Raw genomic sequence first — 21,118 nt, 5'->3', positions numbered from 1 at the left:
CTTGTATGAAGGCGCTTCAGCGGCCGTGAATAGTTGCGGATGTGGAGAATGACTTTAGACATCGATGGACTTACCAAGACGGTGCTCTCTGCGAGTCGGAAAGGCTTGCTTCGAAAGAAGCCAATATTTAAGCCTTACGCAGCAACCTCCTCCAACGAGTTGAGCAAAGTGGAGCAGGAAATTGGCACGGCTATGCCCTGTGATCTTCGCGACTGGCTCCTTGCTGTTGGTTTTGGAGACATTGATGACGAGCTGAGCTTTCGACGGGATTGGCTGGCGAAAATCGAGAGCGGCCAACTAAAAGGCGGCGCTCGATTTGCCCAGGACGTCCTGGGAAATTTCTACGCATTCGACTCCAGCGGGTGCATCTTCTACTTGTGCAGATCCGAGCCTGTCTTCGCGGAAATATCAAGAAATTTCTTGAGGTTTTTTGAAGAGCTTATCCGTCGCGACTACAAACTTGTGGATTGGGTGGATGCCCTGAAAACTCAGAAATATGAGTGGTAAGGAGGAGTCGGGGCCAAACTCTTTTTAATTCCTGCTCATGCCGAAGCCACAAGATTGGATCGAAATGAGGAAGTCTCAAACTTCAGTATTTGCAACATCAGCCGATTGGGTGAATGTTATTTCAAATATTTTAGCAAAGCGCGCTCTCACTTTCTCGAAGACAGGGGTGTTTGATACCCCCGACGTAGAGGAGCTTGACGACGGAAAAAGTCTCGAACCTTTCGCAAGCTACCTCGTACTGGGCAGGCCCAATAGGCTAGCGACCCGCCCAGTGGCACAACGCAGCGGAGGAACAAAGCATGCGCTAGATCAGCTCGATAACCCTGGGTCGGTTGTGCTCCAGATTGGTGGCATGGAGGTAGACCGGCTGGTAGCGGGGCAGATCGGCACTGTTCGCACCGAACAAGCTGCACAAGACTTGTACGAATCGTTTCTGTCAGAGGTCAAGAAACAGTTCGTCAAAATCAAGTCCTACTACGTGGGACCCGATGCAGCCCGACTACTTGATGCAGGGCAACGCCTCAGCCCAACAAGCAAGTCTCCGCCTGAATATGATTTGACGAGATGAATGTAGCTTCAAGCCCGGCTTTCCTCGCTGGGCCGGAGGAATCGGGGCCAGAGGAATCGGGTTCAGACTCCCGTTAATTTATGACTTGGGAGTATCGAGTAATGAGCCGAGATGGCGCGGTCGCTATCTACGAGGTCTACTACTATGAAGACGGTAGGGTGCAGGGGCACAGCGCGGAACCGGCAGTTCCTGCGGGCGAAACCGTTGAAGAGCTACGAGTCAACTGCGATTTGTACCTTGCTGCACTCGGGAAGCCAGTTCTCGAATACAGCAGTTAGCGGGGAGCAAGGTCAGTTCTTGCACTGAGCTGCATGTGATCGTTCAACTGCCTGGTGCTATCAATCTAGGAAGCGATCTCGCGCCTGAACTTATGTCTTTGGCTGCAAGCTTGGGTGTTCGCATAGGCATTGAAGCGATCCCCGCGCTGCAAAGGCCGAAGCAAGTTCGTTGATCAATCACTCTAGGTCCGAAGACTCCCTCTGTCTTGCAGTCTTTCAAGATGACCGATTTTTCTCTTCACTTCCCAACCGGTCTTGCCGAGCCGACCTTGGACGACAACGTCGACGTCCATATCAAACTGCGAGACGGCCGCGCATTTGCCGTGACCTTCTTCACCGTCTCCAATCTGACAACACTCATGGCTCGCTGGGGACGGACCGGGGAGTGCGCACACGGCCTGTATGTCTGGGCGACGAACATGATCGTGGTACAGGAAATCTCGCAAGCGGTGATAAGAAGAGTCGCCCAGGATCTTGTCGAGACTAGGCAGATCGAGTCAGTGGGCCATCTGATTCATTCGGCCGAGCATGTTGAGTCGACGGGAAGCGAAATGAATGACTGATGTCTTTCTTGTTCACCATGTCCATCAACTTCCTGATGCGGAGGAAGACGTCAAGCTGCTGGGTGTCTTTTCATCCGAGGCAAAGGCAGTGCTTGCGATTGACCGCGCCCGCAATCTGCCAGGGTTCTCGGAGGCGCCCGATGGTTTCAGTATCGACAAGTATCAGGTCGACAAGAGCACGTGGACTGAAGGCTTCTTGACCAGGAGCCAAGCTGAAGACGAAGAGAATGGGTGAGCTGCGAATAAAGGGTGTTCCTCGCGGAGGAATCAGGGTCAGACTCCCGCTAATTCCAAACGCGCCTCCTCGACTGTCTGCGCAATGTTATCGATGCTGTCGATCAATTACCGGTGACAGAGCTTGCTTGCTCTAGGTGAGGTGATGGCGTCTCGCGCCCAGGTATAACGACGTGGGCTGGGTAAGCTTGATCGCGCTGCGCGATGCCGTTGGTGGTAATAGTTCGGGTGCCATCAATCTGTCGTTGTCTGCACGTAGCCTTTTCACCAGTCTGAGATTACTTGTACAGAATGCACTATTTGGTAGTGCGCATTGCCTGATGGGTGATTGACGGTTCAGGGCTAAAGCATTGTGGGCATGACTAACAAGATGGCCATGGATGCAGATAGCAGGATGAAGAAAACGAGGGGAGAAAGCGATGACATGTTTCGGTGGGACTCGGCTAGGCCTGCTATTGCGGGTGGCATATCAATGGGTACGGTCAACGGTTTGGCGTACTCAGTTCTGTCCTTCTATTCGCACTACCGCCTGTGTAACGCTGCTGCTGATCACTGCAGCGGCGCACGCTGGCATCCCTAACGGTTTGTCTTTGCCTGAGAAGGGAGGCTCCTGATGTCAACGCCATTTGGAATCGATGTTCATTTCTTTCCATTCGATGTTCGGGGCTTGGACGCGGCGACGCCATTGCGTACGGGAGCGCAAGACTTGCCAGACGTCTCCTGGTGCTTGTTGCCAGACGTTCTTCTGTCAAGTCGCACAAGAAAATTCGTCGGTTTGTCATTCGCGGTGATTTCCGGAAATGAGCATGTCGCGCAACGACTATGTAGTGATTCAAAGCATGCGCGCCTTGTTCTGCCTACCGATGGAATGCATGTGGAGCGCTATGCGGAGTTTGGACCCCTGTCCCGTTTTGAAGTGATCTGGTCACCTACTGAGAAGCTCGAATGCGAGCTTGCGTCCCTGTCTGACGGATATTGGTTTGGCATTCAAGATCGCGGAGGGGTGCTACCCCAAGGCTACCGATTGTTGGGGCTTTCTGATTTGATTTCTGACCACGGGTTGCAGTGGTCGGATATCTGATCAGGTCACGTCTCATGCCGGAGGAATCGGGGTCAGAACCCCGTTAATTCCAGTCCAGCCAGAGCCGAGCCCGAGCCTTTGGGATAGGTTTATCGACTGGTGTATGGAAAGTCGCGGGCGTGGAGAGCGTGGCGCCACCGGAGGTACTTCAGGGAAGGGGACGAACAACCCCTACAAGCATTGCAGAGATCATCCAACCGACCCGAATAAGATCATTTGCAAAGACCACCAAACGGACAAGACCAACGAAAAGAAAAAACCTGCTGATTGGCCTACACGTTGAAAGGAGTCATCCATGGATGGGCATAGCAATGAATACACAAGCCTCTTTGATGAGGCCAACGAAGCATGGGATGCAGGCGAAAGGAAAAAAGCCTTTCAACTCTTTTTAGCTGCAGCGCTCAACGGGGAGGAGGATGCATTTAATAGTGTGGGCTACTTTCTCGATCATGGGATTGGCGTCAAGAAGGATCCAGCAGGTGCATATCGGTGGTATCGACGCGCGGCCATGCGAGGTAATCTTGCAGGATGCCTCAATATGGGCGTGTGGTATCGCGACGCCGATAATCTACGCCGCTCGAAGTTCTGGTTTGAGAGGGCATATGCGCAAGGCGATGGGTCAGCAGCATACGAACTCGGAAAGATCTTCCTGCACAAGCGTTCGAGTGCTAGTGCCCAGCGAGCATTGCTGTATCTGACTGCCGCCGCCAAATCCAAATACATCAGCGAAGATGAGCGCGTGGAGGCAAAGAATCTGCTAACCAATATGAAGCGCAAATAGGCGCAGGGGGAATCGGAGTCAGACTTCCGTTAATTTTATGACTTGGGAATATCGAGTAATGAACCGAGGTGGCGAGGTCGCTATCTACGAGGTCTACTACTATGAAGACGGTAGGGTGCAGGGTCACAGCGCGGAACCAACTTTTCCTGCGGGCGAAACCGTTGAAGAGCTACGAGCCAACTGCGAGTTGTACCTTGCTGCACTCCGGAAGCCAGTTCTCGAATACAGCAGTTAGCGAGGATCAAGGTCAGTTCTTGCGCCGAGCTGCATGTGATCGTTCAACTGCCTGGTGCTATCAATCTAGGAAGCGATCTCGCGCCTGAACTTATGTCTTTGGCTGCAAGCTTGGGTGTTCGCATAGGCATTGAAGTGATCCCCACGCTGCAAAGGCCGAAGCAAGTTCGTTGATCAATCACTCTAGGTCCGAAGACTCCCTCTGTCTTGCAGTCTTTCAAGATGACCGATTTTTCTCTTCACTTCCCAACCGGTCTTGCCGAGCCGACCTTGGACGACAACGTCGACGTCCATATCAAACTGCGAGACGGCCGCGCATTTGCCGTGACCTTCTTCACCGTCTCCAATCTGACAACACTCATGGCTCGCTGGGGACGGACCGGGGAGTGCGCACACGGCCTGTATGTCTGGGCGACGAACATGATCGTGGTACAGGAAATCTCGCAAGCGGTGATAAGAAGAGTCGCCCAGGATCTTGTCGAGACTAGGCAGATCGAGTCAGTGGGCCATCTGATTCATTCGGCCGAGCATGTTGAGTCGACGGGAAGCGAAATGAATGACTGATGTCTTTCTTGTTCACCATGTCCATCAACTTCCTGATTCGGAGGAAGACGTCAAGCTGCTGGGTGTCTTTTCATCCGAGGCAAGGGCAGTGCTTGCGATTGACCGCGCCCGCAATCTGCCAGGCTTCTCGGAGGCGCCCGATGGTTTCAGTGTCGACAAGTATCAGATCGACAAGAGCACGTGGACCGAAGGCTTCTTGACTTGGGGTCAAACCGAAGACAAAGGGAATGGGTGAGTTGCGAAGAAAGAGTGTTCATCGCGTACCGCTTTCGCTCAAGGCAGCACGCAACGACTGAAGCGCAGAGTCAGCCGTTTCGATCCGCCGCTTCAACTCCTCGTTGACCACTCGCACCAGCGCTCCGAGTTCAGTGCGAGTCGGATAGATCTCTTCCGTATCGTTCACGCTCTGTGAAACGATGAGCTTCTCCAGTCCTGCATACGCACGCTGCAGTTCGTGCAGGTTGTCGATGTCATCGCATGCCTGCAGTGCAAGCGATTCAACTCTGGCGGCTTCAGTTGATTCGGGAAATGGGGAGACTTGCGCGGACGCGCGAGAAGATGCAGCCATGAAAGGCCTCCAAGTGATTGCGGTTTGCTGAAACCACCGCACCCGAGTCCAAGCGGGGGCGGCGGCTCGACGGGTTGGACTACCGGGCAACCACTTGCGTGAAACCGGCCGGGCTCGCGCCCGCCCGTCGAGCCGCCAAAACTGGAGGCACGAACGACAAAGCCGCAGACCCTGCGGGGTGACTGCGGCTTTCGTCGCAGTGATTGCACGGGAGTCCAATCCCGATCACGCCTCTTTTTGACGTGACGGGCGCAGTATAGCCACGCAGCAAACGGCTCTACGCACACTCAGCCACGCACAACCCACAACCCACAACCCACAACCTACGCATGTGCAATATGCGAAGCACCGGCCGGCCGTAGGCCATTGACTCCCTGCTGGTCATGGTCGCGCACCGGCCTTGCGCCCATCGAGGTCTTCCAGCTCCGCAGGAGCTTCCACGCGCAACTTGCGAAAGGCTTCGTTGCCCGCGTCCGCACGGCGGTCATCGAGCATGGCCTGGTCGATGTAGGTGAAGACCAGTTCGCTGTGGCCCGACGACGTGCACGCGGCAATGTCACGCAGCGCCGCCAGGTCGGCTTCGTGAGGTGCCCGCATGCATGCAGGCACGAAATGGTCGTGCGCTACCGGCCAGCTTCACCGATCAAGCTGCGCCCGCGCAAGCTTTCCCAACCGCCGCACACCGGCATCGATCCGCTCCGTCCACGCATGCCCCGCACTCAGCCGCAGGCAGTTGCGAAAGCGCCGGCTTGCAGAGAACACATCGCCAGGCGCAAAGCAGATGCCGTGCTCCAGCGCTTCCTCGAACAGCGTGCGCGAATCGAATTGCTTCGGGAGCTCGAGCCAGAGCATGAAGCCGCCGGCAGGCCTGCTCACTTTGGTCTCAGGCGGAAAGCTGGCCTCTATCGCGCGCACCATGCGCGTAAGGTTTTCTTCGAGAACGCGCCGGACCCGGCGCAAGTGGATGTCATAGGCGTTGCTCGCCAGAAACTCCGCGACCGCGACCTGCGGCAGGACCGGGCTGCAAAGACTGAATGCCAGCTTGCGTGCCAACACCTGCTGCGAATAGGCACCCGGCACGATCCAGCCGACGCGGTATCCCGGCGCGAGGCTCTTCGAGAAGGAGCTGCAGTAGATGACCTTGCCCGCACCTTGAGCGAGCGCGATGAAGGGCTTGGGCCGGTCGCGGCCGAAGTGGATGTCGCCGTAGACGTCGTCTTCGATCAGGGGAATGGAATGCTCCGACAGCAGCCCGAGCAGCGAGCGCTTGTCGGCTTCGACCATCGCCGACCCCAGCGGATTGTTGAAGCTCGAAGACAGCACGCATGCCGCCACCGGCTCTTTGCCCAGCAGCCGTGCCAGTGCCGCGATGTCGACGCCGCGGGCCGGGTCCGTCGGCAGTTCCAGTGCCTTCAGGCCCAGAACCTCGAGGGTGTGCAGAAGCCCGAAATAGGTGGGCGACTCGACGGCTATCGTGTCGCCTGGTTTGGCCACGGCGCTGAGTGCGAGCGTCAGCGCTTCGGTGCAGCCGCTGGTGATGAGCACGTCTTCCGGCGAAAGCGCATGCCCCATGCGCATCGACCGTTTCGCGATCTCGCGGCGCAAACCGGGCTCGCCGCGCGGCGGGCTGTAGACGTTGTGGCGCGAGCCGTGCTGGCGCGCCAGGCGTGCGAGGGTGAAGTCGAGCCGCTTCGACTGCAGCAGGCCCACGTCGGGCACGGCGCATCCGAGCGGAACGAGCGACATGTTCGAGGCATGCTCGAGCAGGGTCGCGACAACGCCGCTGATCGAAACGGTCGATGCCTTCGCGCGAGGCCTTGAAGTGGAGGGCAATGCGAATGCAGCATGGCGCGCATTCGATACGTAGAAGCCCGACTGAGGCCTTGCGACAAGAATCCCCTGGTCTTCGAGCATGCGATAGGCCTGCAGCGCGGTCGCGATGCTGATCCGGTGCTGCTCGCTGATGGCACGCACGGACGGAACGCGCATTCCCGCGGAAAGCGTGCCCTTGTCGATCATGTCGACGACGAGGTCGGCCAGCTGTTCGTATCGGTAGGGGGCGTGCACGTCCATGGTTGCGTTCAGCGTGATGACGAGCGCGATTGTCGATCGCAGGGGTGCGGATCGACAAGCAAACTGTGATGGTCGAAAAAGCGCAAAACTGTGGCTGTTGCGGTTGCTCTTCGCTCTATACGATTCTTCCGTTCCAGCATTGACAACGGATTCGAGGCGAAAGAATGGCAGCTGTTCAAGAGAGTCTTTCCGATGGGCGGCAAGCCAGCCTGCGCGAGGCGATTTCCTCCTCCTCCTCTTCCTCCAACTCTTCTTCCGCGTGGCGCGGAAGGTTTCCCTACAACGAGATCATTTCCCTTCTCGATGTGAACCGCCCGTTCAATCTGGCGGAAAGCACGTCGCAGGACCTGAGCCTCGGCGAGCTGCTCGATCTCCCGGGCCTGGAGAACATTCGCGACCTGAAGCTCGGCTACGGCACGTCTGCCGGCGCGCTCGCCCTGCGTCGGGAGATCGCGGCGGCATGCAATGTTCCGGCGGAGCACGTCATCACGACCCAGGGCACGGCGCTGGGGCTCTTCCTGCTCGCATTCGAGGTCTGCCGTGCCGGCGACGAGGCGGTCCTGGCGACGCCATGCTTTCCGCCCAGCCGAGACTGCCTGCTTGGAGCCGGCGTGACCGTACGTGAAGTGAAGCTTTCGTTCGAGAGCGGCTACCGGCTCGACCTGGGCCGGATCGAGGAGAGCCTTACCTCGAAGACGAAGCTGGTGAGCATCGCTTCGCCCCAGAACCCGAGCGGTGTGCGAACTTCTCGCGCCGATGTCGAGAAGCTCCTCGGATCGATGGCGCGGCTGTCCCCGGATGCGCTTCTCTTCATCGACGAGACCTATCGCGAGGCCACCTACGGAGACGGCGCGGTGGTCGAGAGCTTCGCGAGTCTCGATCCACGCATCGTGACCGGCTCGTCCGTTTCGAAGGCGCTCGGCGCGCCCGGGCTGCGGACTGGCTGGCTCACTGTGGCGGACGCCGATCTCAGGTCACGGCTCACCATCGCCAAGATGAACACCGTGATCTCCGGATCGGTTCTCGATGAAACGCTCGCCGCGGCGTTGTTGCGTCACAGGGAGCGCGTGCTCGTGCCGCGCCGCCGGCTTCTTGCCGGTGCGTTGCAGGAGCTTTCGGATTGGTGCCGGGGCGAGCAGGAGCGCATCGAGTGGATAAGGCCGGAGGGCGGAGCACTGTGCTGCCTCAGGCTGCGTGCCGATGTGTTCGACGATGCCGCCGTCTCGCGTTTCTGGCAGCTGCTGCCCGACCACGACCTGCAGCTTGCGTCGGGCAAATGGTTCGGCGAGAGCGACAGGGTGTTCCGGCTGGGCTTCGGGTATCTGCCTCCCGCGCGCCTGGGGGCTGCGTTGGCCGCTCTTTCGTCGAGCCTCGATGCCGCCGCGGCGTGATCGACATCGACACGAGAGCCGTTTGTTTCCCTTCTGGAAAGTCGAGCAGAGCATGAAAGTACGAATCGCATACATCGAAGAGCCGCCCTTCTACTGGACAGGCCCGGACCAGGCCGCGACCGGGGCAGACATCGAACTGGCCGAGGTGGTGCTTCGGGCGATCGGGGTTTCGGCCATCGAGCACCATCTCACCTCCTTCGGCGAACTCCTGCCCGGTGTGCAGGAGGGGCGATGGGACATGAACGTGCCGATCTTCGTGACGCCCGAGCGGGCTAAGCAGGTCGCGTTCAGCGAGCCGGTCTGGGCGATCGGCGACGGGTTCCTGGTGCCGTGCGGAAACCCGAAGGCGCTTGCAGGCTATAAGGCAGTCGCATCCCGCGGCGATGCCCGGCTGGGCGCTGTCGTCGGCACCGTGCAGATCGACTCGGCAAGGTCTGCGGGAGTCGCCGAAGACCGGATCGTGACGTTCAAGGACCAGCCCGCTGCAGTTGCCGCGCTGCTGGCGGGGAAGATCGACGCATACGTGAGCACCACGGTCGGCAATCGCGCTCTCGCAGCGATCCACGAGGACCTGGAGGTGGTTGCGAACGAAAGCAGCGCGGGTGGACGGCTCCCGGTCGGAGCCTTCTCGTTCAACAAGCAGAGCCAGGAGCTCGTGCAGGCAGTGAACAGGCAACTCCGGATGTACCTGGGCACGGCCGACCATCGGGCCAGGATGGCAAAGTACGGCATCGAGGCTGCAGAAATCGACGCCGTGGTCGCAGGCGAGCGTCGGGGAGACGAAGCATGAAAAGAGCCTACAAGGTGGTCGATGTCTTCACCTCCCGGCCCTTCCTGGGCAACCCGGTCGCCGTCGTTCTCGACACGGACGGACTCGATACCGCCCAGATGCAGGCCATCGCAGGCTGGACCAATCTGTCGGAAACCACCTTCGTGCTTCCACCCTCGTCGAACGAGGCCGACTACCGCCTGCGGATATTCACTCCACGCAGCGAGCTTCCCTTCGCCGGTCATCCGACGCTAGGCAGCGCCCACGCGGTCCTCGAGGCCGGGCGTGTCGTGCCGCGCCGAGGCGGGCAGTTGATCCAGGAGTGCGGGATCGGCCTTGTCGAGCTGACTGTCGCGCAAACGGGCGACGAGCGTCGCCTGAGCTTCGCGCTGCCACCGGCAAGGCTGGATGCATTGGACGAGGCAGGCCTGGCAGAGCTGGAGTCGATTCTCGGAAACAGGTTGAAGATCGAACCGGCCGTCGTGAACGTGGGTCCCATCTGGCTCGTCGCGCACATGGAAGATGCGGACAGCGTCATCGGCTTGCAGCCGGATCTTGCAAGGCTGGCCGATCTGGAGCGTCGACTTGGCGTGACGGGCCTGACGGTGTTCGGGCCGCATCGCTCCGGAGATGCCGCGATAGAGGTCCGCACATTCGCTCCTTCGTGTGGCGTCGCGGAAGACCCGGTGTGCGGAAGCGGCAACGGCAGCGTGGCCGCGTTCCTGTGGGCGCGAGGGCTGCTGCCTGCTGATGGGCGGGACTACCTTGCGACCCAGGGGCGCTGTGTCGGCCGCAATGGACGCATAGAGGTGAATGTGGACTCGGGCGGGAGCATCCGCATCGGCGGCTCATGCGTCACATGCGTCGAGGGCTCGCTGGCGAGCTAGAAGGCAAGCCGTCAAGCAGACGATTGCCTCAGCCCGCTCAGAGCGGATCCAGCGAGGCATCGTCCACCGGCTGCCGCGCCTGCACGGCATTCCGCGCACGCGCACGCCGCACCAGCAGACCGATCAACAGCGCCGCCGCTGCGGAGCCCGCCAGCGCCCCCGAGCCTCCGAGCAACTGCGCGAGGCTGTCCACGGTCTCCACGCTGACCTGCTGCGCGTGATGGACCAGTGCGGCCATGTCGGCGCCGCGCACGTTCTGGAGATCCTCCATGCGCACGTTCAGGTCATGCCCTGCGTTCTGGAAGCGGATCTTCGCGAAGATGCCGTTGGCTATCGCCACCAGCGAGAGCACGCCCAGCGGGCGCAGCAGTGTCTCGACGAGATGGCAGCGGTCGGCGACGGGTGCCGACTCGTACACCTGCGCGACCAGCGCGGGAATCTCGGTTTCGGACACGGGTTCGGGGGATGCGGAGGAGGGAGAGGAGGAGAAGGGTTGCAATGCGTTGGATGCCATGGCGTGTTCTTCCTTTGCGTCGTGCGGCCCGGCGGCACCGGTCGGGGAAAAAGAAGTCGCGACATCGGTTGTTGCTGCCGGAACCCGCATGTTCGTACCGTTGCCACGGCACTTTGATGAACAAGCCGTAAAGCTGCGTTGAATTTACGAAACCGTCGGTGCGGTAAGCCGCAGGTCAGCTCATGCGCCGTAGATGTGGGCCTGGACATGGAAGAAGCCCCACGGAGGCAGGCTGTTAAACGAAGGCTGTCACAGCGCGTCCGATAGACTTGCGCGGGTGAACTCATCCTCCGAGCCTCCCAGTAGGCCGCTGGCCTGCGCCAGCTTTTCTCCCGCGGCACCAGCCCGCATCTTCTTTCCCATGCCGTCCGATGCGGCCCGCACTATGCCGGGCCGCGCCTGCGCGCGCGACGTTGCACGCTTCTCCGGATCATGATCGAACTGCTCTCCGACCCGGCCGTCTGGCTCGGTCTTCTGACGCTGGTCGTCCTGGAGATCGTGCTGGGCATCGACAACCTGATCTTCATCGCGATCCTCGCGGAGAAGCTGCCGCCGCGCCAGCGCGACAAGGCGCGGCTCATCGGCCTGAGCCTCGCGCTCATCATGCGGCTGGCGCTGCTGTCCATCGTCTCGTGGCTGGTGACGCTGACCACGCCGCTGTTCTCGCTGTGGGGGCAGGGCTTCTCGGGGCGTGACCTAATTCTGCTGGGCGGCGGCCTGTTCCTGCTGTTCAAGGCCACTTCGGAGCTGCACGAGCGGCTCGAAGGCGTCACGGCGCGCGCGAGCACCGGCACGGCGGCCTATGCGAGCTTCTCGCTGGTGGTCACGCAGATCGTGGTGCTCGACGCGGTGTTCTCGCTCGACGCGGTGATCACCGCAGTGGGCATGGTCGATCACCTGCCGGTGATGATGGCTGCGGTCATCATCTCCATCGGCATCATGCTGTGGGCCTCGAAGCCGCTCACCCGTTTCGTGAACGCGCACCCCACGGTGGTGATGCTGTGCCTGAGCTTCCTGCTGATGATCGGCCTGAGCCTCGTGGCCGAGGGCCTGGGCTTCCATATTCCCAAGGGCTACCTGTATGGCGCTATCGGCTTCTCCGTGATGATCGAGGCGCTGAACCAGTGGGCGCGGCGCAACGAGCTGAAGCACGAGGCGCGCCGTCCGCTGCGCGAGCGCACGGCCGAGTCCGTGCTGCGCCTGCTCGGCGGCAGGGCGCCCGGCGAGCCTGCGCTGGTCGGCGTGGGCGCGGCCGACGCGGCGCCGGAAGAAGCGGAACAACCGGCATTCGCCCTCGAAGAGCGCAACATGGTGAGCGGCGTGCTCACGCTGGCCGAGCGCACGGTGCGTTCGGTGATGACGCCGCGCGCCGACATCTCGTGGGTGGACCTCAACGACGCCCCCGAGGCGGTGCGCGAGCAGCTGCTCGATACGCCGCACGGCATCTTCCCCGTGTGCCGAGGCTCGCTCGACGAAGTGGTGGGCGTGGCGCGCGCCAAGGACCTGCTGGGCCAACTGCTGCGCCACGGAAAAATCGACGAAAGCTCCGGCCTGCGCGCGCCGATCTACGTGCCCGAGTCGACCACCGCGATCCGGCTCATCGACACGCTGCGCGGCGCGCGCGGCCAGCTCGCGCTGGTCAGCGACGAGCACGGCACGCTCACGGGCGTGGTGACGCCCATCGACGTGCTGGAGGCCATCGCGGGGGAATTCCCCGACGAGGACGAGACGCTCGAGATCCTGCAGACCGCGCCCGATGCCTGGACCGTGTCCGGCAGCGCCGACCTGCACCTGCTGGAGCAGGCGCTGCAGACGCACGGCCTGGTGGGCGACGACGACAGTTACACCTCGGTCGCCGGCCTGCTGCTGGCGCGCTTCGGCGGCTTGCCCCCGCGCGATGCCCGCTGGACGCATGACGGGTACGATTTCGTGGTGACCGAGGTCGATGCGCAGCGCATCCGCACGGTCGCCGTCCGCCGGCTGCCCGTGGACGAACCCGAAACCTGACGTCCGCTCCTTACCATGACCGCATCGCATCGCCAACCCGTCGCGCTGACCAAGGCCTACCGCCTGCTGAACCACGGCCCCACCGTGCTCGTGAGCGCCTCGCACGGCGGCAGGCGCAACATCATGGCCGCGGCCTGGGCGATGCCGCTGGACTTCGATCCGCCCAAGGTGGCGGTGGTGCTCGACAAGAGCACCTGGACGCGCGAGCTGCTCGAAGGCGCCGGCACTTTCGCGCTGCAGGTGCCGGTGCGCGCGCAGCTCGACCTGACCGAGGCGCTGGGCAACAGCTCCGGCCGCGAGATCGTCGAGAAGTCGGGGCAGGACAAGTTCGCCGCCTACGGCCTCTCGACCTTCGCGGGCACGGCCACCGACGCGCCCCTGCTCGAAGGCTGCGCCGCCTGGCTCGAATGCCGGCTGCTGCCCGAGCCCGCCATCCAGCAGCGCTACGACCTGTTCCTGGGCGAGGTGATCGCCGCGCAGGCCGACGAGCGCGTGTTCTCCAACGGGCGCTGGCATTTCGACGGACACGACGAACTGCGCACGCTGCACCACGTGGCGGGCGGGCATTTCATCGTCGATGGCGAGGCGGTCGACGCGCGGCCACTCGCGCCGCCTTCTCGCTAGCAGGGACGGTTCAGGCCGAGGTGCCGCCGCGCGCCGTGCGCGCCACCAGCATCGCGCGCAGCACCAGCGTGCCGAACGTGGCGGCGGCCAGCGCCAGCAGCGCGATCCACAGCAGGCGCGACGGCGATGCCGCATCGAGCCAGTCGGCCAGCAGCAGCGTGGTGGTGTTGTAGGCAGCGTGCAGCGCGATGCACGGAATGAGCGAGCGCGTGCGTTCGTAGAGCCAGCCGAGCACCGTGCCCATCACGAGGCCCACCACGAACTGGTAGATGTTCATGTGCGCCGCGCCGAAGAGCAGCGCCGACATGAAGATCGCCTGCCATCGCGGATAGCGCTGCAGGAAGCCGCGCAGCACGATGCCGCGGAACAGCATCTCCTCGAGCAGCGGCGCCATGACGCACACCGCGAGCACGGCGGCGACGCTGCCGTCGGCCATGCGGCTGAACATGGCTTCTTCCCATGCCGAGGGCGGCAGGATGCGCATCATCAGGTTGAGCGCCGAGGTGATCGTCAGCAGCAGCGCGGGCACGAGCAGCAGCGCCGGCGGCACCACCAGCATCAGCGTCGCGCCGGCAGAGGCCCGCGATTGATGGAAGAGCTCGCGGTAGGTGAGCTTCTGCGAGTGCATCAGCACCGCGAACACGCAGCCGTTGCCCAGCACGGCCGCGAGCACGCCGATCTGCATGCTGCTGAGGTCGAGCCATCCGTTGGCGTCGCGCAGCGCGGCGCCGATGACGAGCTCGACCAGGAACAGCGCCACGAACAAGAGGACGGCCTGCGTCGCCGAGGGAAAGGCGGCGCTTTTCGGGGAAGGCATGGGACGGGCGGGAGGGCGCGGAAGGAGGGTGGCGCGGATGTTACGCGACCGGCTGCATCAGGTCGGCTCGACAGCCACGGCCGTGCTGCGCGCCTGCGCCGCCGGCCGCGTGTAGCGCCACGCGATCAGCACGCCGATGCCCAGGAACACCGCGGCTATGAAGAACGGCCCGCCCGGCAATTGCACAGGCGAGCCAGCATCGATGAAGTAGCCGAAGCTGCCTGCGAACATCGCGGGCCCGACGATGCCGGCCACCGACACGAGGCTCGTCAGCGCGCCCTGCACCCGGCCCTGCTCGGCGGGCTCTACCTGCCGGGTGACGAGGGCCTGCGCCGCCGGTGCGGCGAAGGTCAGCAGCGTGCCGAAGGGAAGCGCGGCCAGGAAGATCCAGGCCACGTCGGCAAAGCCGTAGATCACGAAGCCGAGCACGCCGCAGCCGAGCCCGAACAGCAGGGCGCTTCGCTCACCGAAGCGCTTCACGCCCGGCCCGATCAGCAGCACGTTGATCAGCACGCTGAGCACGCCCACGAGGCCGAGCACCCAGCCCACGGTGTCTTCCTTCCAGCCGAACTGCCGGTCGGCGAACAGCACGAACACGCTCGGGTACACGTACTGCGCGAGGTTCATGAGGAAGATCACCGCCGCGAGGCCGAACACCTGCGGATAGCGCTTCAGCAGCACGAGCGAGCCGATCGGGTTGGCGTGCGACCAGTCGAACCGGTGGCTGCGCCGCTCAGGCGGCAGTGACTCGGGCAGCACTAACCATCCGTAGCAGACGTTGAGCATCGTCAGGCCGGCCGCGAACCAGAACGGCAAGCGCGGATCGATGTGGCTCAGCTGCCCGCCGAGCACCGGCCCGAGCACCAGGCCCACGCCGAACGCCGCGCCCACGATGCCGTAGCTTTTGGCGCGCTCTTCCGGCGTCGTCACGTCGGCGATGTAGGCGTTGGCCGCTGTGAGGCTGGCCGAGAACACGCCCGACACCACCCGGCCGATGAAGAGCCACGGCAGGCTGTCGGCCAGGGCCATGAACACGAAGTCGATGGCCAGCCCGAGGCACGACAGCAGGATCACCGGCCGCCGCCCGAAACGGTCGGACAGGACGCCCTGGATGGGCGAGCAGATGAACTGGATCACCGCGAACGCCGTGCCGAACACCGCGATCCAGTACGCCGCCGTCGCGGTGCTGCCGCCGGCGAGGCGCTCCACCAGGTGCGGCAGGCCGGGAAGAATCAGCCCGAACGCCAGGAAGTCGATCAGGACGGTGACGAAGATAAAGACGAGTGCGGCGCGGCGTGCTCGTGGTGCTTGAAGGGGCGAGTTCATCGCGGGTTTGTTCGGCCCGTTGCTCAGCCGTTGTTGCGGCTCAGGTACTCGCCCACGCGGGGACGCGCCTCGCGGATGCCTCCCAGCCGGCCGAGCAGGCCGTCGAGCACGCCGAACATCAGCGCGAGGCTCTTGCGCAGGCGGTCGCGCTCGAAGATCAGCATGGGAAGGATCTGCTTCAGCGTATAGACGTTGATGAACAGGATCGCGGGGAAGGCACGCACATGAGCGAGCGAGAGGTCGAGCGCGTTGCGCGTCAGGTAGTAGCGCCGCGCGGCCGGGTAGTTGATGACGTAGATCTTCCAGCCGAACAGCGACCGGGCCTGGAGGTCGCCGATCTGGTGCCGCAGCACGACGGCCGGATTCAGGTAGAGCGGCACTTCGCTGCGCAGCGCGCGCATGCAGTAATCGGTGTCGACGTGGTCGATCACGTAGCGTTCGTCGAAGCGGCCGATTTGGGTCCACGCGGCACGCGAAATCAGCGAGCCCGAAGAGATCATGAAGGCGCAGCGGACCAGCGGCTCGGTGAATGGCTTGCGCAGGTCGAACTGGTAGACGCGCTTGCCCTCGAGGCCGAATTGCGGAATGAGCGCATCGAGGTTGGTGTCGTACACGAGCGGGCCGATCAGGAAGGCCGCTCCCTCTTCTCTTTCGCTGGCCACTGCCGCGGCCTTGCACATGTCGTCGAAGTAGCCGGGCGGCAGCACCGAGTCCTGGTCGAGAAGGAAGAAGAGTTCGGCGCCTTGCGCTTCGAGTTCGGTGATGCCGCAATTGAACGCACCCGCGATGCCACCGCGGTTGCTGTTGTGCAGCACGGTGATGCCCGGGCCGGCGAGCGCGCCGTGCCAATTGCCTGCTTCGGGTGTGTTGTCGACCACGCAGAGGCGCGGGCACGATTGCGCGAGCGTACGGAGATTGGCCAGCTGCCCGTCGGTGGGGAAGTACGTGACGACGACTGCACCGAACGACAAGGACATCGCGTTTCTCCGGGGAGTGAAGGCTGGGCGTGAACCTGAGCCGACGGCGATTCTAAGCACCGCTACCTGCGTGAAAGAGCGGCTTCAGTAGGGCTTCGGCCCTGTTCTTGCCCTTGTTGATACGGAAGTGTGAACCTGTGCTGCCCATGCGTTCCGGCGCTATAGCGAATTCGTATCCATTCGGTGGATATTGCAGGCTGCTAACAGGTCATGAAATTTTTTGATGAGGTTTTCATCGAGCCTGCCGCAGGGTTTGCGACAGCGGCGCAAGCTCGATCCTCCCGCTCCCGCCGGCCGCTGCGAGCTGCAACCCGAGCAGCGCCGTGTACTCGCGCTGCCGCGCGCTGCCGTGCGGATCGCCGGACACGATGCCGGTTGAGGGGTGGCACATGAGCACGTCGCCGGTGCGGCAGGCCGACAGCCACTCTGACAGGCGCTGCTCGTGCTGTTCCATGTCCCCGGAGAAGTCGTAGACCCCCAGGAGCCGGCTGCTGGTGGGAATGCCGCGCTTCGCGGCCAATGCATTGAGCCGAGAGCCGCCCAGCGAATGGATGACCCGGACCTTCAGCCGATCGGGGCCGTGGCGCCAGCCCGGCGCCGTGCTGCGTATCCACGGCGGCGCGCCCGCATAGCGCCGCGCGATCTCTTCCACCAGCAGCTCGCGCACCACCGGGAACTGGTGCACGTGCCGGTGCCCGTCCACGAAGGCGGGCGCACGGCCCATGGCGTCCTCGAAGCGTGTCAGCTGGTCGCGTATGTCGGCTTGCAGGCCGGGTGCGAACACCGTGCGCGTGTAGGTCCGCGCGAGCAGTCCGCCCAGTCCGGGCTCGGGGGCGCCGGCACGCGCGGGCCGGGTAAGGTCCAGATGCAGGCCGGTGTCGAACTGTGCAGGGTCGAGGCGCCTGAGCATCCTTGCGCCGGCCAGCCAGGCTTCTCGGCGCACCATGCCGCCGGTCGCGGAGATCTTTCCCTCTTCGGCGAGATCGAGGACGGCCGAGTTGATGCCCGCGCTCATGCCGAAGTCATCGGCGCAGATGCAGAGGTAGCGAGGCGGCTCACTCATCGCCGTGCGTTCCCGGGGACTGTGCCGAAGCGGGGGCCGGCGCGAGCGGTGCATCCAGGCAGTGGGGATCGCCGGCGGGGCTGCCCGCGAAGCGCCAGGCGGCGAGGCCGTCGTTCACCGCCACCAGTTGCGCACGGAAGAGCCAGGGGTTCGCGAGCTGCGCCGTGTTCGAACCGACCAGCCAGGTGGTGCGGGGCACGCACAGCGTGTCCGCGAGCTGCGTGCGATCGACCAGCGTGCGCGCGGCGTGCGCCGGGTCGAAACGGGCGGCATCCGAGATCTCCTTGCGCCAGTTGTCGCGCGTGTCGAGGGCGGCGGCCTTCCAGTCGTCCGACACCAGCACCGGCTCGCGCAGGTTCCAGTAGAAGGGGATCTCGTAGTGGTAGCTGTCGAGCATCAGCACCTGGTCACCCGGTGCCACCGCTTGCCCAGCCGGCAGCTTCAGCCGCGTGCCCGGCGGCGAGGCATACATCGCGACGGCGATCACGCAGCCGATGCACACGACCGCCGCGGCCAGGGTGGTCGCGCGCACCTTGGGCAGCAGAGCCTCCAGCGAGCGGCCCGCCAGCACGCGCTGCGCGATCAGGTACGCCAGCGGCGGCAGCGCGGGCAGCACGTAGCCGACGAGCTTGGAGCGCGGCAGCGAGAAGAACACCACGATCACCGCGAGCCAGATCCACATCAGCCGGTCGATGTCGGGCTGGCGGTGCCGCGCGGAGTCGTCCGCCCCGCGAGGCACGAACACCCATGCGAACCATGGCAGCGTGAGACCGGCGAGCACCGGCAGGTAGAACCAGAAGCCATGCTCGTTGTTGAAGCCCGAGGACGCGAAGCGGCGGAAGTGCTGCGTGACGACGAAGTAGTCGAAGAACTCCGGGTACTTCATCTGCATGGCGACGAACCACGGACCGGCCACGATCAGCAGGACGGCCCAGCCCGGCAGCCACAGCGCGAGCCGCAGCGCCGCGAGCCTGCGCGTTGCCGCGCACCAGGCCGCGATCACCATGGCGGGCAGCACGAGGCCGATCAGCCCCTTGGCCAGCAGCCCGGCCGCCGCGAACAGATAGGCGCCGGCCAGCAGCGCGCGCCACGGCTCCTCGCGCTCCCTGGCCAGCGCCGCGCCGGCCGCCAGCAGCACCGTGCCCGAGATGCAGCCCGCCACCAGCATGTCGAGGTTCGCGAACTGCGCGCCGAGAAAGAAGAAGGGCGTGGTCACGAGCACCACCGTGGACAGCAGTGCCAGCCGCGCCGTCGACCACCGACGCAGGAAGAGGAAGAGCGCCGCCGCCGCCGCGCCCCCGCCGAGGATCGAAGGCAGTCGTGCCGCCCACTCGACCGGACCGGTGACCGCCATCGCGGCCGCGCCGATCCAGTAGAAGAGCGGCGGCTTGTGGAAGAAGGGCAGTCCGTCGAGCCGGGGCACCAGCCAGTCGCCCGAGTGCAGCATTGCCAGGGCGACGCCGCCGTAGCGGCCTTCGTCGGGCGCCATCAGCGGGCGGATCCATGCCGTGGCCAGCAGCCAGGTGAGGAGAGCGACGATGAGCCATGACGGTTGAGGGACAGTCCACGATGCGGAGGTCGACCGTTTCATGTCTTCCCGGTCTCGAGTCCCGTGCCGCGTTCGTGGCGAACCACGTACAGCGGGCGTCCCTTGACCTCCTCGTAGATGCGCGCGATGTACTCGCCCACGATGCCGGTGGAGATCATCTGGATGCCGATGAAGAACATCAGGCTCACGACGATGGTGGTCCATCCCGAGACCTCGTTGCCGAACAGCAGGTAGTCGATGGCCACGTAGGCGCCGTAGGCGAATGCCGGCACCGCCAGCATCAGGCCGGCCACGCTGACCGCGCGCAGCGGCCATGTGGTGAAGGCCGTGAGCCCATCGATGGCCAGTCGCACCAGGCGGCGCGCGTTGAAGGTGCTCTTGCCTTCGGCGCGCGGCGCGGGCGTGTAGGGCAGCGCCACCGCGCGGAAGCCCACCCAGGCGTACAGGCCCTTCATGAAGCGGCTGCGCTCGGGCAGGCTCATGAGCGCGTCGACCACCTTGCGGTCCATCAGCCGGAAGTCGCCCGCGTCCCTGGGCACGGCGAAGCGGTCCGACGCATTGAGCAGGTTGTAGAAGAGCCTGCTGCCGACCTGCTTGAAGCGGCTTTCGTCGCTGCGTTCCCGGCGCACCGCGTACACCACCTCCGCGCCGGCCGCCCACTGCGCGATCATGGTGTGGATGAGCTCGGGCGAGTGCTGCAGGTCGCCGTCGAGCAGTACCACCGCATCGCCCGTGGCGGCGGCAAGGCCGGCGGTGAGCGCGGCTTCCTTGCCGAAGTTGCGCGACAGCGAGATGCAGCGGAAGCCCGAGAGCTCGCACCACGCCTCGGCCACGGCGGCGGTGTCGTCGGTGCTGCCGTCGTCCACCACGATGATCTCCCAGCGCATGTGCGTGGCCCAGAGGATGTCCTCCAGCAGCGGCAGCAGGTGGCGCAGGTTCGCCGCCTCGTTGAAGCACGGGATCACGCAGGAGATGCTGCGCGCGCCGGCTGGCGGTGCGGACGCCACGGCGGTGTCCGCGAGCGGCGCGGGGGTGTCGGCCTGCGGCAGGCGGATCGGCGGTCGCGAATGCCTGCTGCTGTCGGTCGAAGAGATCATGGAAGCCTCCATGGCGAAGCGGCCGCGTTCGTGTTGTCGCGAGTGCGGCCGGCTGGCGACGTTGGAAAAGAAACGAATCGGTGCGCGAGCCGTTGCGCTACGGCGGCCAGGCCGGCAATCACGGCTCCGAGCAGCAGCCCGGCCGCGATGTCGATGGGGAAATGCACGCCCACGTAGACGCGTGCCCAGCCAGTGGCAGCGGCCAGCACCAGCAGCGGCACGCTCAACCTGCGCAGGCTCGGGCGCAGCAGGAAGGCCAGCGCCACCATGAACATCACGGTCGCGTGCGTGCTCGGCAGCGAGCCTCGGCCCGCGTGCTCGATGTACGAGGGAGCCAGCCCCAGCATGAAGGGGCGCGGCGTGTTCAGCGAGGTCGCGATCGCATGCGAGACCATCGACGCGAAGCCCGAGAGGGCCGCGACGATGAACAGATAGGCTCGGTCGGCGCGATGCCGCCACAGCGCGTAGACGAGAACGCCAGCGCACAGCCAGGCGCCCCAGAGCGCGAAGGCCGATGCGACGAAAAGCACCCACGCGGTCGGGTGGCTGCCGGCCGTGAGCCATTGGAAGAGCGAGAGGTTCAGCGCATTCATGACGCCACCTTCGGCGGGTTCTGGAAAACAGAGGACGTGCGATGCCGCGCGGC

General features: G+C 63.8%; 24 protein-coding genes. 13 read left to right on the top strand and 11 right to left on the bottom strand.

Annotated elements, in window-relative coordinates:
• Positions 1 to 48 precede the first annotated feature (48 nt).
• The 8 genes from BMY35_RS06745 (at position 49) to BMY35_RS06710 (ending at position 5,045) form a co-directional block, all read left to right on the top strand.
• On the top strand, positions 49 to 507 hold the full coding sequence (locus BMY35_RS06745) for an SMI1/KNR4 family protein (protein ID WP_093196248.1): 459 nt from the start codon (positions 49 to 51) through the stop codon (positions 505 to 507).
• A 37-nt stretch (positions 508 to 544) separates the two neighbouring features.
• Positions 545 to 1,075 (top strand): hypothetical protein, encoded by a 531-nt coding sequence (locus BMY35_RS37595; protein ID WP_143080659.1) that lies wholly within the window; start codon positions 545 to 547, stop codon positions 1,073 to 1,075.
• Between the two features lie 499 nt (positions 1,076 to 1,574).
• On the top strand, positions 1,575 to 1,916 hold the full coding sequence (locus BMY35_RS06735) for a hypothetical protein (protein WP_143080657.1): 342 nt from the start codon (positions 1,575 to 1,577) through the stop codon (positions 1,914 to 1,916).
• Positions 1,909 to 2,151 (top strand): DUF7336 domain-containing protein, encoded by a 243-nt coding sequence (locus BMY35_RS06730; RefSeq protein ID WP_093196246.1) that lies wholly within the window; start codon positions 1,909 to 1,911, stop codon positions 2,149 to 2,151. The genes BMY35_RS06735 and BMY35_RS06730 overlap by 8 nt, the downstream gene beginning before the upstream one ends.
• A 612-nt stretch (positions 2,152 to 2,763) precedes the next feature.
• A complete protein-coding gene (locus tag BMY35_RS37590) occupies positions 2,764 to 3,231 on the top strand; it encodes a hypothetical protein (RefSeq protein WP_143080658.1) in 468 nt (155 codons plus the stop codon).
• A gap of 295 nt (positions 3,232 to 3,526) precedes the next feature.
• On the top strand, positions 3,527 to 4,012 hold the full coding sequence (locus tag BMY35_RS06725) for a tetratricopeptide repeat protein (protein ID WP_093196245.1): 486 nt from the start codon (positions 3,527 to 3,529) through the stop codon (positions 4,010 to 4,012).
• A gap of 456 nt (positions 4,013 to 4,468) precedes the next feature.
• Entirely contained in the window at positions 4,469 to 4,810 is a 342-nt protein-coding gene (locus BMY35_RS06715) for a hypothetical protein (RefSeq protein ID WP_143080657.1), read from the top strand.
• A complete protein-coding gene (locus tag BMY35_RS06710) occupies positions 4,803 to 5,045 on the top strand; it encodes a DUF7336 domain-containing protein (RefSeq protein ID WP_093196242.1) in 243 nt (80 codons plus the stop codon). The genes BMY35_RS06715 and BMY35_RS06710 overlap by 8 nt, the downstream gene beginning before the upstream one ends.
• 18 nt (positions 5,046 to 5,063) lie before the next feature.
• Here BMY35_RS06710 and BMY35_RS38700 read toward each other — a convergent pair whose 3' ends face one another.
• The 3 genes from BMY35_RS38700 to BMY35_RS06695 all read right to left on the bottom strand — a co-directional run bounded on the left by BMY35_RS38700 (position 5,064) and on the right by BMY35_RS06695 (position 7,451).
• Positions 5,064 to 5,378: a hypothetical protein gene (locus BMY35_RS38700; protein ID WP_256228255.1), complete on the bottom strand. Its 315-nt coding sequence runs from the start codon at positions 5,376 to 5,378 to the stop codon at positions 5,064 to 5,066.
• 381 nt (positions 5,379 to 5,759) lie between these two features.
• Positions 5,760 to 5,975, bottom strand: a complete 216-nt coding sequence (locus BMY35_RS06700) for a hypothetical protein (RefSeq protein WP_093196241.1) — start codon at positions 5,973 to 5,975, stop codon at positions 5,760 to 5,762.
• 39 nt (positions 5,976 to 6,014) lie between these two features.
• Positions 6,015 to 7,451: an aminotransferase-like domain-containing protein gene (locus tag BMY35_RS06695; protein ID WP_093196240.1), complete on the bottom strand. Its 1,437-nt coding sequence runs from the start codon at positions 7,449 to 7,451 to the stop codon at positions 6,015 to 6,017.
• Positions 7,452 to 7,615: 164 nt separating this feature from the next.
• Between BMY35_RS06695 and BMY35_RS06690 the strand changes: the two genes are divergently transcribed.
• From BMY35_RS06690 to BMY35_RS06680, 3 genes are read left to right on the top strand one after another with little or no spacing between them, the layout of a single operon-like run.
• Entirely contained in the window at positions 7,616 to 8,842 is a 1,227-nt protein-coding gene (locus BMY35_RS06690) for a pyridoxal phosphate-dependent aminotransferase (RefSeq protein ID WP_093196239.1), read from the top strand.
• 52 nt (positions 8,843 to 8,894) lie between these two features.
• Positions 8,895 to 9,632 carry a transporter substrate-binding domain-containing protein gene (locus BMY35_RS06685; RefSeq protein ID WP_093197176.1) on the top strand — a complete coding sequence of 246 codons (738 nt, stop codon included), beginning with the start codon at positions 8,895 to 8,897 and terminating at the stop codon, positions 9,630 to 9,632.
• Positions 9,629 to 10,498: a PhzF family phenazine biosynthesis protein gene (locus BMY35_RS06680; protein ID WP_093196238.1), complete on the top strand. Its 870-nt coding sequence runs from the start codon at positions 9,629 to 9,631 to the stop codon at positions 10,496 to 10,498. The genes BMY35_RS06685 and BMY35_RS06680 overlap by 4 nt, the downstream gene beginning before the upstream one ends.
• A 37-nt stretch (positions 10,499 to 10,535) precedes the next feature.
• Here the strand turns inward: BMY35_RS06680 and BMY35_RS06675 are convergent, their stop codons facing one another.
• Positions 10,536 to 11,012: a hypothetical protein gene (locus tag BMY35_RS06675; RefSeq protein ID WP_093196237.1), complete on the bottom strand. Its 477-nt coding sequence runs from the start codon at positions 11,010 to 11,012 to the stop codon at positions 10,536 to 10,538.
• Positions 11,013 to 11,447: 435 nt separating this feature from the next.
• On the opposite strand from BMY35_RS06675, the gene BMY35_RS06670 reads away from it, so the two are divergent.
• Positions 11,448 to 13,019 carry a TerC family protein gene (locus BMY35_RS06670; protein ID WP_177213593.1) on the top strand — a complete coding sequence of 524 codons (1,572 nt, stop codon included), beginning with the start codon at positions 11,448 to 11,450 and terminating at the stop codon, positions 13,017 to 13,019.
• A 15-nt stretch (positions 13,020 to 13,034) separates the two neighbouring features.
• Complete coding sequence (locus BMY35_RS06665; RefSeq protein ID WP_093196235.1) at positions 13,035 to 13,643, top strand: flavin reductase family protein; 609 nt, start codon at positions 13,035 to 13,037, stop codon at positions 13,641 to 13,643.
• A gap of 10 nt (positions 13,644 to 13,653) precedes the next feature.
• On the opposite strand, the gene BMY35_RS06660 is transcribed toward BMY35_RS06665, so the two are convergent.
• The 7 genes from BMY35_RS06660 to BMY35_RS06630 all read right to left on the bottom strand — a co-directional run bounded on the left by BMY35_RS06660 (position 13,654) and on the right by BMY35_RS06630 (position 21,065).
• On the bottom strand, positions 13,654 to 14,460 hold the full coding sequence (locus BMY35_RS06660) for a CPBP family intramembrane glutamic endopeptidase (protein WP_093196234.1): 807 nt from the start codon (positions 14,458 to 14,460) through the stop codon (positions 13,654 to 13,656).
• Between the two features lie 57 nt (positions 14,461 to 14,517).
• A complete protein-coding gene (locus BMY35_RS06655) occupies positions 14,518 to 15,786 on the bottom strand; it encodes a TCR/Tet family MFS transporter (protein ID WP_093196233.1) in 1,269 nt (422 codons plus the stop codon).
• A 23-nt stretch (positions 15,787 to 15,809) separates the two neighbouring features.
• Positions 15,810 to 16,763, bottom strand: a complete 954-nt coding sequence (locus tag BMY35_RS06650; RefSeq protein WP_093196232.1) for a glycosyltransferase family 2 protein — start codon at positions 16,761 to 16,763, stop codon at positions 15,810 to 15,812.
• A 232-nt stretch (positions 16,764 to 16,995) separates the two neighbouring features.
• Positions 16,996 to 17,826 (bottom strand): ChbG/HpnK family deacetylase, encoded by an 831-nt coding sequence (locus BMY35_RS06645; RefSeq protein ID WP_093196231.1) that lies wholly within the window; start codon positions 17,824 to 17,826, stop codon positions 16,996 to 16,998.
• On the bottom strand, positions 17,819 to 19,417 hold the full coding sequence (locus tag BMY35_RS06640; RefSeq protein WP_093196230.1) for an ArnT family glycosyltransferase: 1,599 nt from the start codon (positions 19,415 to 19,417) through the stop codon (positions 17,819 to 17,821). The genes BMY35_RS06645 and BMY35_RS06640 overlap by 8 nt, the downstream gene beginning before the upstream one ends.
• On the bottom strand, positions 19,414 to 20,472 hold the full coding sequence (locus BMY35_RS06635; protein WP_093196229.1) for a glycosyltransferase family 2 protein: 1,059 nt from the start codon (positions 20,470 to 20,472) through the stop codon (positions 19,414 to 19,416). The genes BMY35_RS06640 and BMY35_RS06635 overlap by 4 nt, the downstream gene beginning before the upstream one ends.
• Positions 20,469 to 21,065 carry a phosphatase PAP2 family protein gene (locus BMY35_RS06630; protein WP_093196228.1) on the bottom strand — a complete coding sequence of 199 codons (597 nt, stop codon included), beginning with the start codon at positions 21,063 to 21,065 and terminating at the stop codon, positions 20,469 to 20,471. Before BMY35_RS06630 ends, BMY35_RS06635 begins: the two co-directional genes overlap by 4 nt.
• Between the last annotated feature and the right edge of the window lie 53 nt (positions 21,066 to 21,118).

This window comes from Variovorax sp. YR750, assembly GCF_900109805.1.
GTDB classification, from domain to species: domain Bacteria; phylum Pseudomonadota; class Gammaproteobacteria; order Burkholderiales; family Burkholderiaceae_C; genus Variovorax; species Variovorax gossypii.
The sequence above is the reverse complement of the archived record's forward strand: the minus strand, read 5'-3'. Positions and strand labels throughout refer to the sequence as shown.

Excerpts from the sequence above, each read along its gene's own strand:
- BMY35_RS37590 (WP_143080658.1), top strand. The coding sequence starts at position 2,764 with ATGTCAACGCCATTTGGAATCGATGTTCATTTCTTTCCATTCGATGTT.
- BMY35_RS06745 (WP_093196248.1), top strand. The coding sequence starts at position 49 with ATGACTTTAGACATCGATGGACTTACCAAGACGGTGCTCTCTGCGAGT.
- BMY35_RS06630 (WP_093196228.1), bottom strand. The coding sequence starts at position 21,065 with ATGAATGCGCTGAACCTCTCGCTCTTCCAATGGCTCACGGCCGGCAGC.
- BMY35_RS06685 (WP_093197176.1), top strand. The coding sequence starts at position 8,895 with ATGAAAGTACGAATCGCATACATCGAAGAGCCGCCCTTCTACTGGACA.
- BMY35_RS37595 (WP_143080659.1), top strand. The coding sequence starts at position 545 with ATGCCGAAGCCACAAGATTGGATCGAAATGAGGAAGTCTCAAACTTCA.
- BMY35_RS06680 (WP_093196238.1), top strand. The coding sequence starts at position 9,629 with ATGAAAAGAGCCTACAAGGTGGTCGATGTCTTCACCTCCCGGCCCTTC.
- BMY35_RS06635 (WP_093196229.1), bottom strand. The coding sequence starts at position 20,472 with ATGATCTCTTCGACCGACAGCAGCAGGCATTCGCGACCGCCGATCCGC.
- BMY35_RS06710 (WP_093196242.1), top strand. The coding sequence starts at position 4,803 with ATGACTGATGTCTTTCTTGTTCACCATGTCCATCAACTTCCTGATTCG.
- BMY35_RS06650 (WP_093196232.1), bottom strand. The coding sequence starts at position 16,763 with ATGTCCTTGTCGTTCGGTGCAGTCGTCGTCACGTACTTCCCCACCGAC.
- BMY35_RS06675 (WP_093196237.1), bottom strand. The coding sequence starts at position 11,012 with ATGGCATCCAACGCATTGCAACCCTTCTCCTCCTCTCCCTCCTCCGCA.
- BMY35_RS06700 (WP_093196241.1), bottom strand. The coding sequence starts at position 5,975 with ATGCGGGCACCTCACGAAGCCGACCTGGCGGCGCTGCGTGACATTGCC.
- BMY35_RS06725 (WP_093196245.1), top strand. The coding sequence starts at position 3,527 with ATGGATGGGCATAGCAATGAATACACAAGCCTCTTTGATGAGGCCAAC.
- BMY35_RS06715 (WP_143080657.1), top strand. The coding sequence starts at position 4,469 with ATGACCGATTTTTCTCTTCACTTCCCAACCGGTCTTGCCGAGCCGACC.
- BMY35_RS38700 (WP_256228255.1), bottom strand. The coding sequence starts at position 5,378 with ATGGCTGCATCTTCTCGCGCGTCCGCGCAAGTCTCCCCATTTCCCGAA.
- BMY35_RS06730 (WP_093196246.1), top strand. The coding sequence starts at position 1,909 with ATGACTGATGTCTTTCTTGTTCACCATGTCCATCAACTTCCTGATGCG.
- BMY35_RS06645 (WP_093196231.1), bottom strand. The coding sequence starts at position 17,826 with ATGAGTGAGCCGCCTCGCTACCTCTGCATCTGCGCCGATGACTTCGGC.
- BMY35_RS06735 (WP_143080657.1), top strand. The coding sequence starts at position 1,575 with ATGACCGATTTTTCTCTTCACTTCCCAACCGGTCTTGCCGAGCCGACC.
- BMY35_RS06695 (WP_093196240.1), bottom strand. The coding sequence starts at position 7,451 with ATGGACGTGCACGCCCCCTACCGATACGAACAGCTGGCCGACCTCGTC.
- BMY35_RS06690 (WP_093196239.1), top strand. The coding sequence starts at position 7,616 with ATGGCAGCTGTTCAAGAGAGTCTTTCCGATGGGCGGCAAGCCAGCCTG.
- BMY35_RS06640 (WP_093196230.1), bottom strand. The coding sequence starts at position 19,417 with ATGAAACGGTCGACCTCCGCATCGTGGACTGTCCCTCAACCGTCATGG.
- BMY35_RS06665 (WP_093196235.1), top strand. The coding sequence starts at position 13,035 with ATGACCGCATCGCATCGCCAACCCGTCGCGCTGACCAAGGCCTACCGC.
- BMY35_RS06660 (WP_093196234.1), bottom strand. The coding sequence starts at position 14,460 with ATGCCTTCCCCGAAAAGCGCCGCCTTTCCCTCGGCGACGCAGGCCGTC.
- BMY35_RS06655 (WP_093196233.1), bottom strand. The coding sequence starts at position 15,786 with ATGAACTCGCCCCTTCAAGCACCACGAGCACGCCGCGCCGCACTCGTC.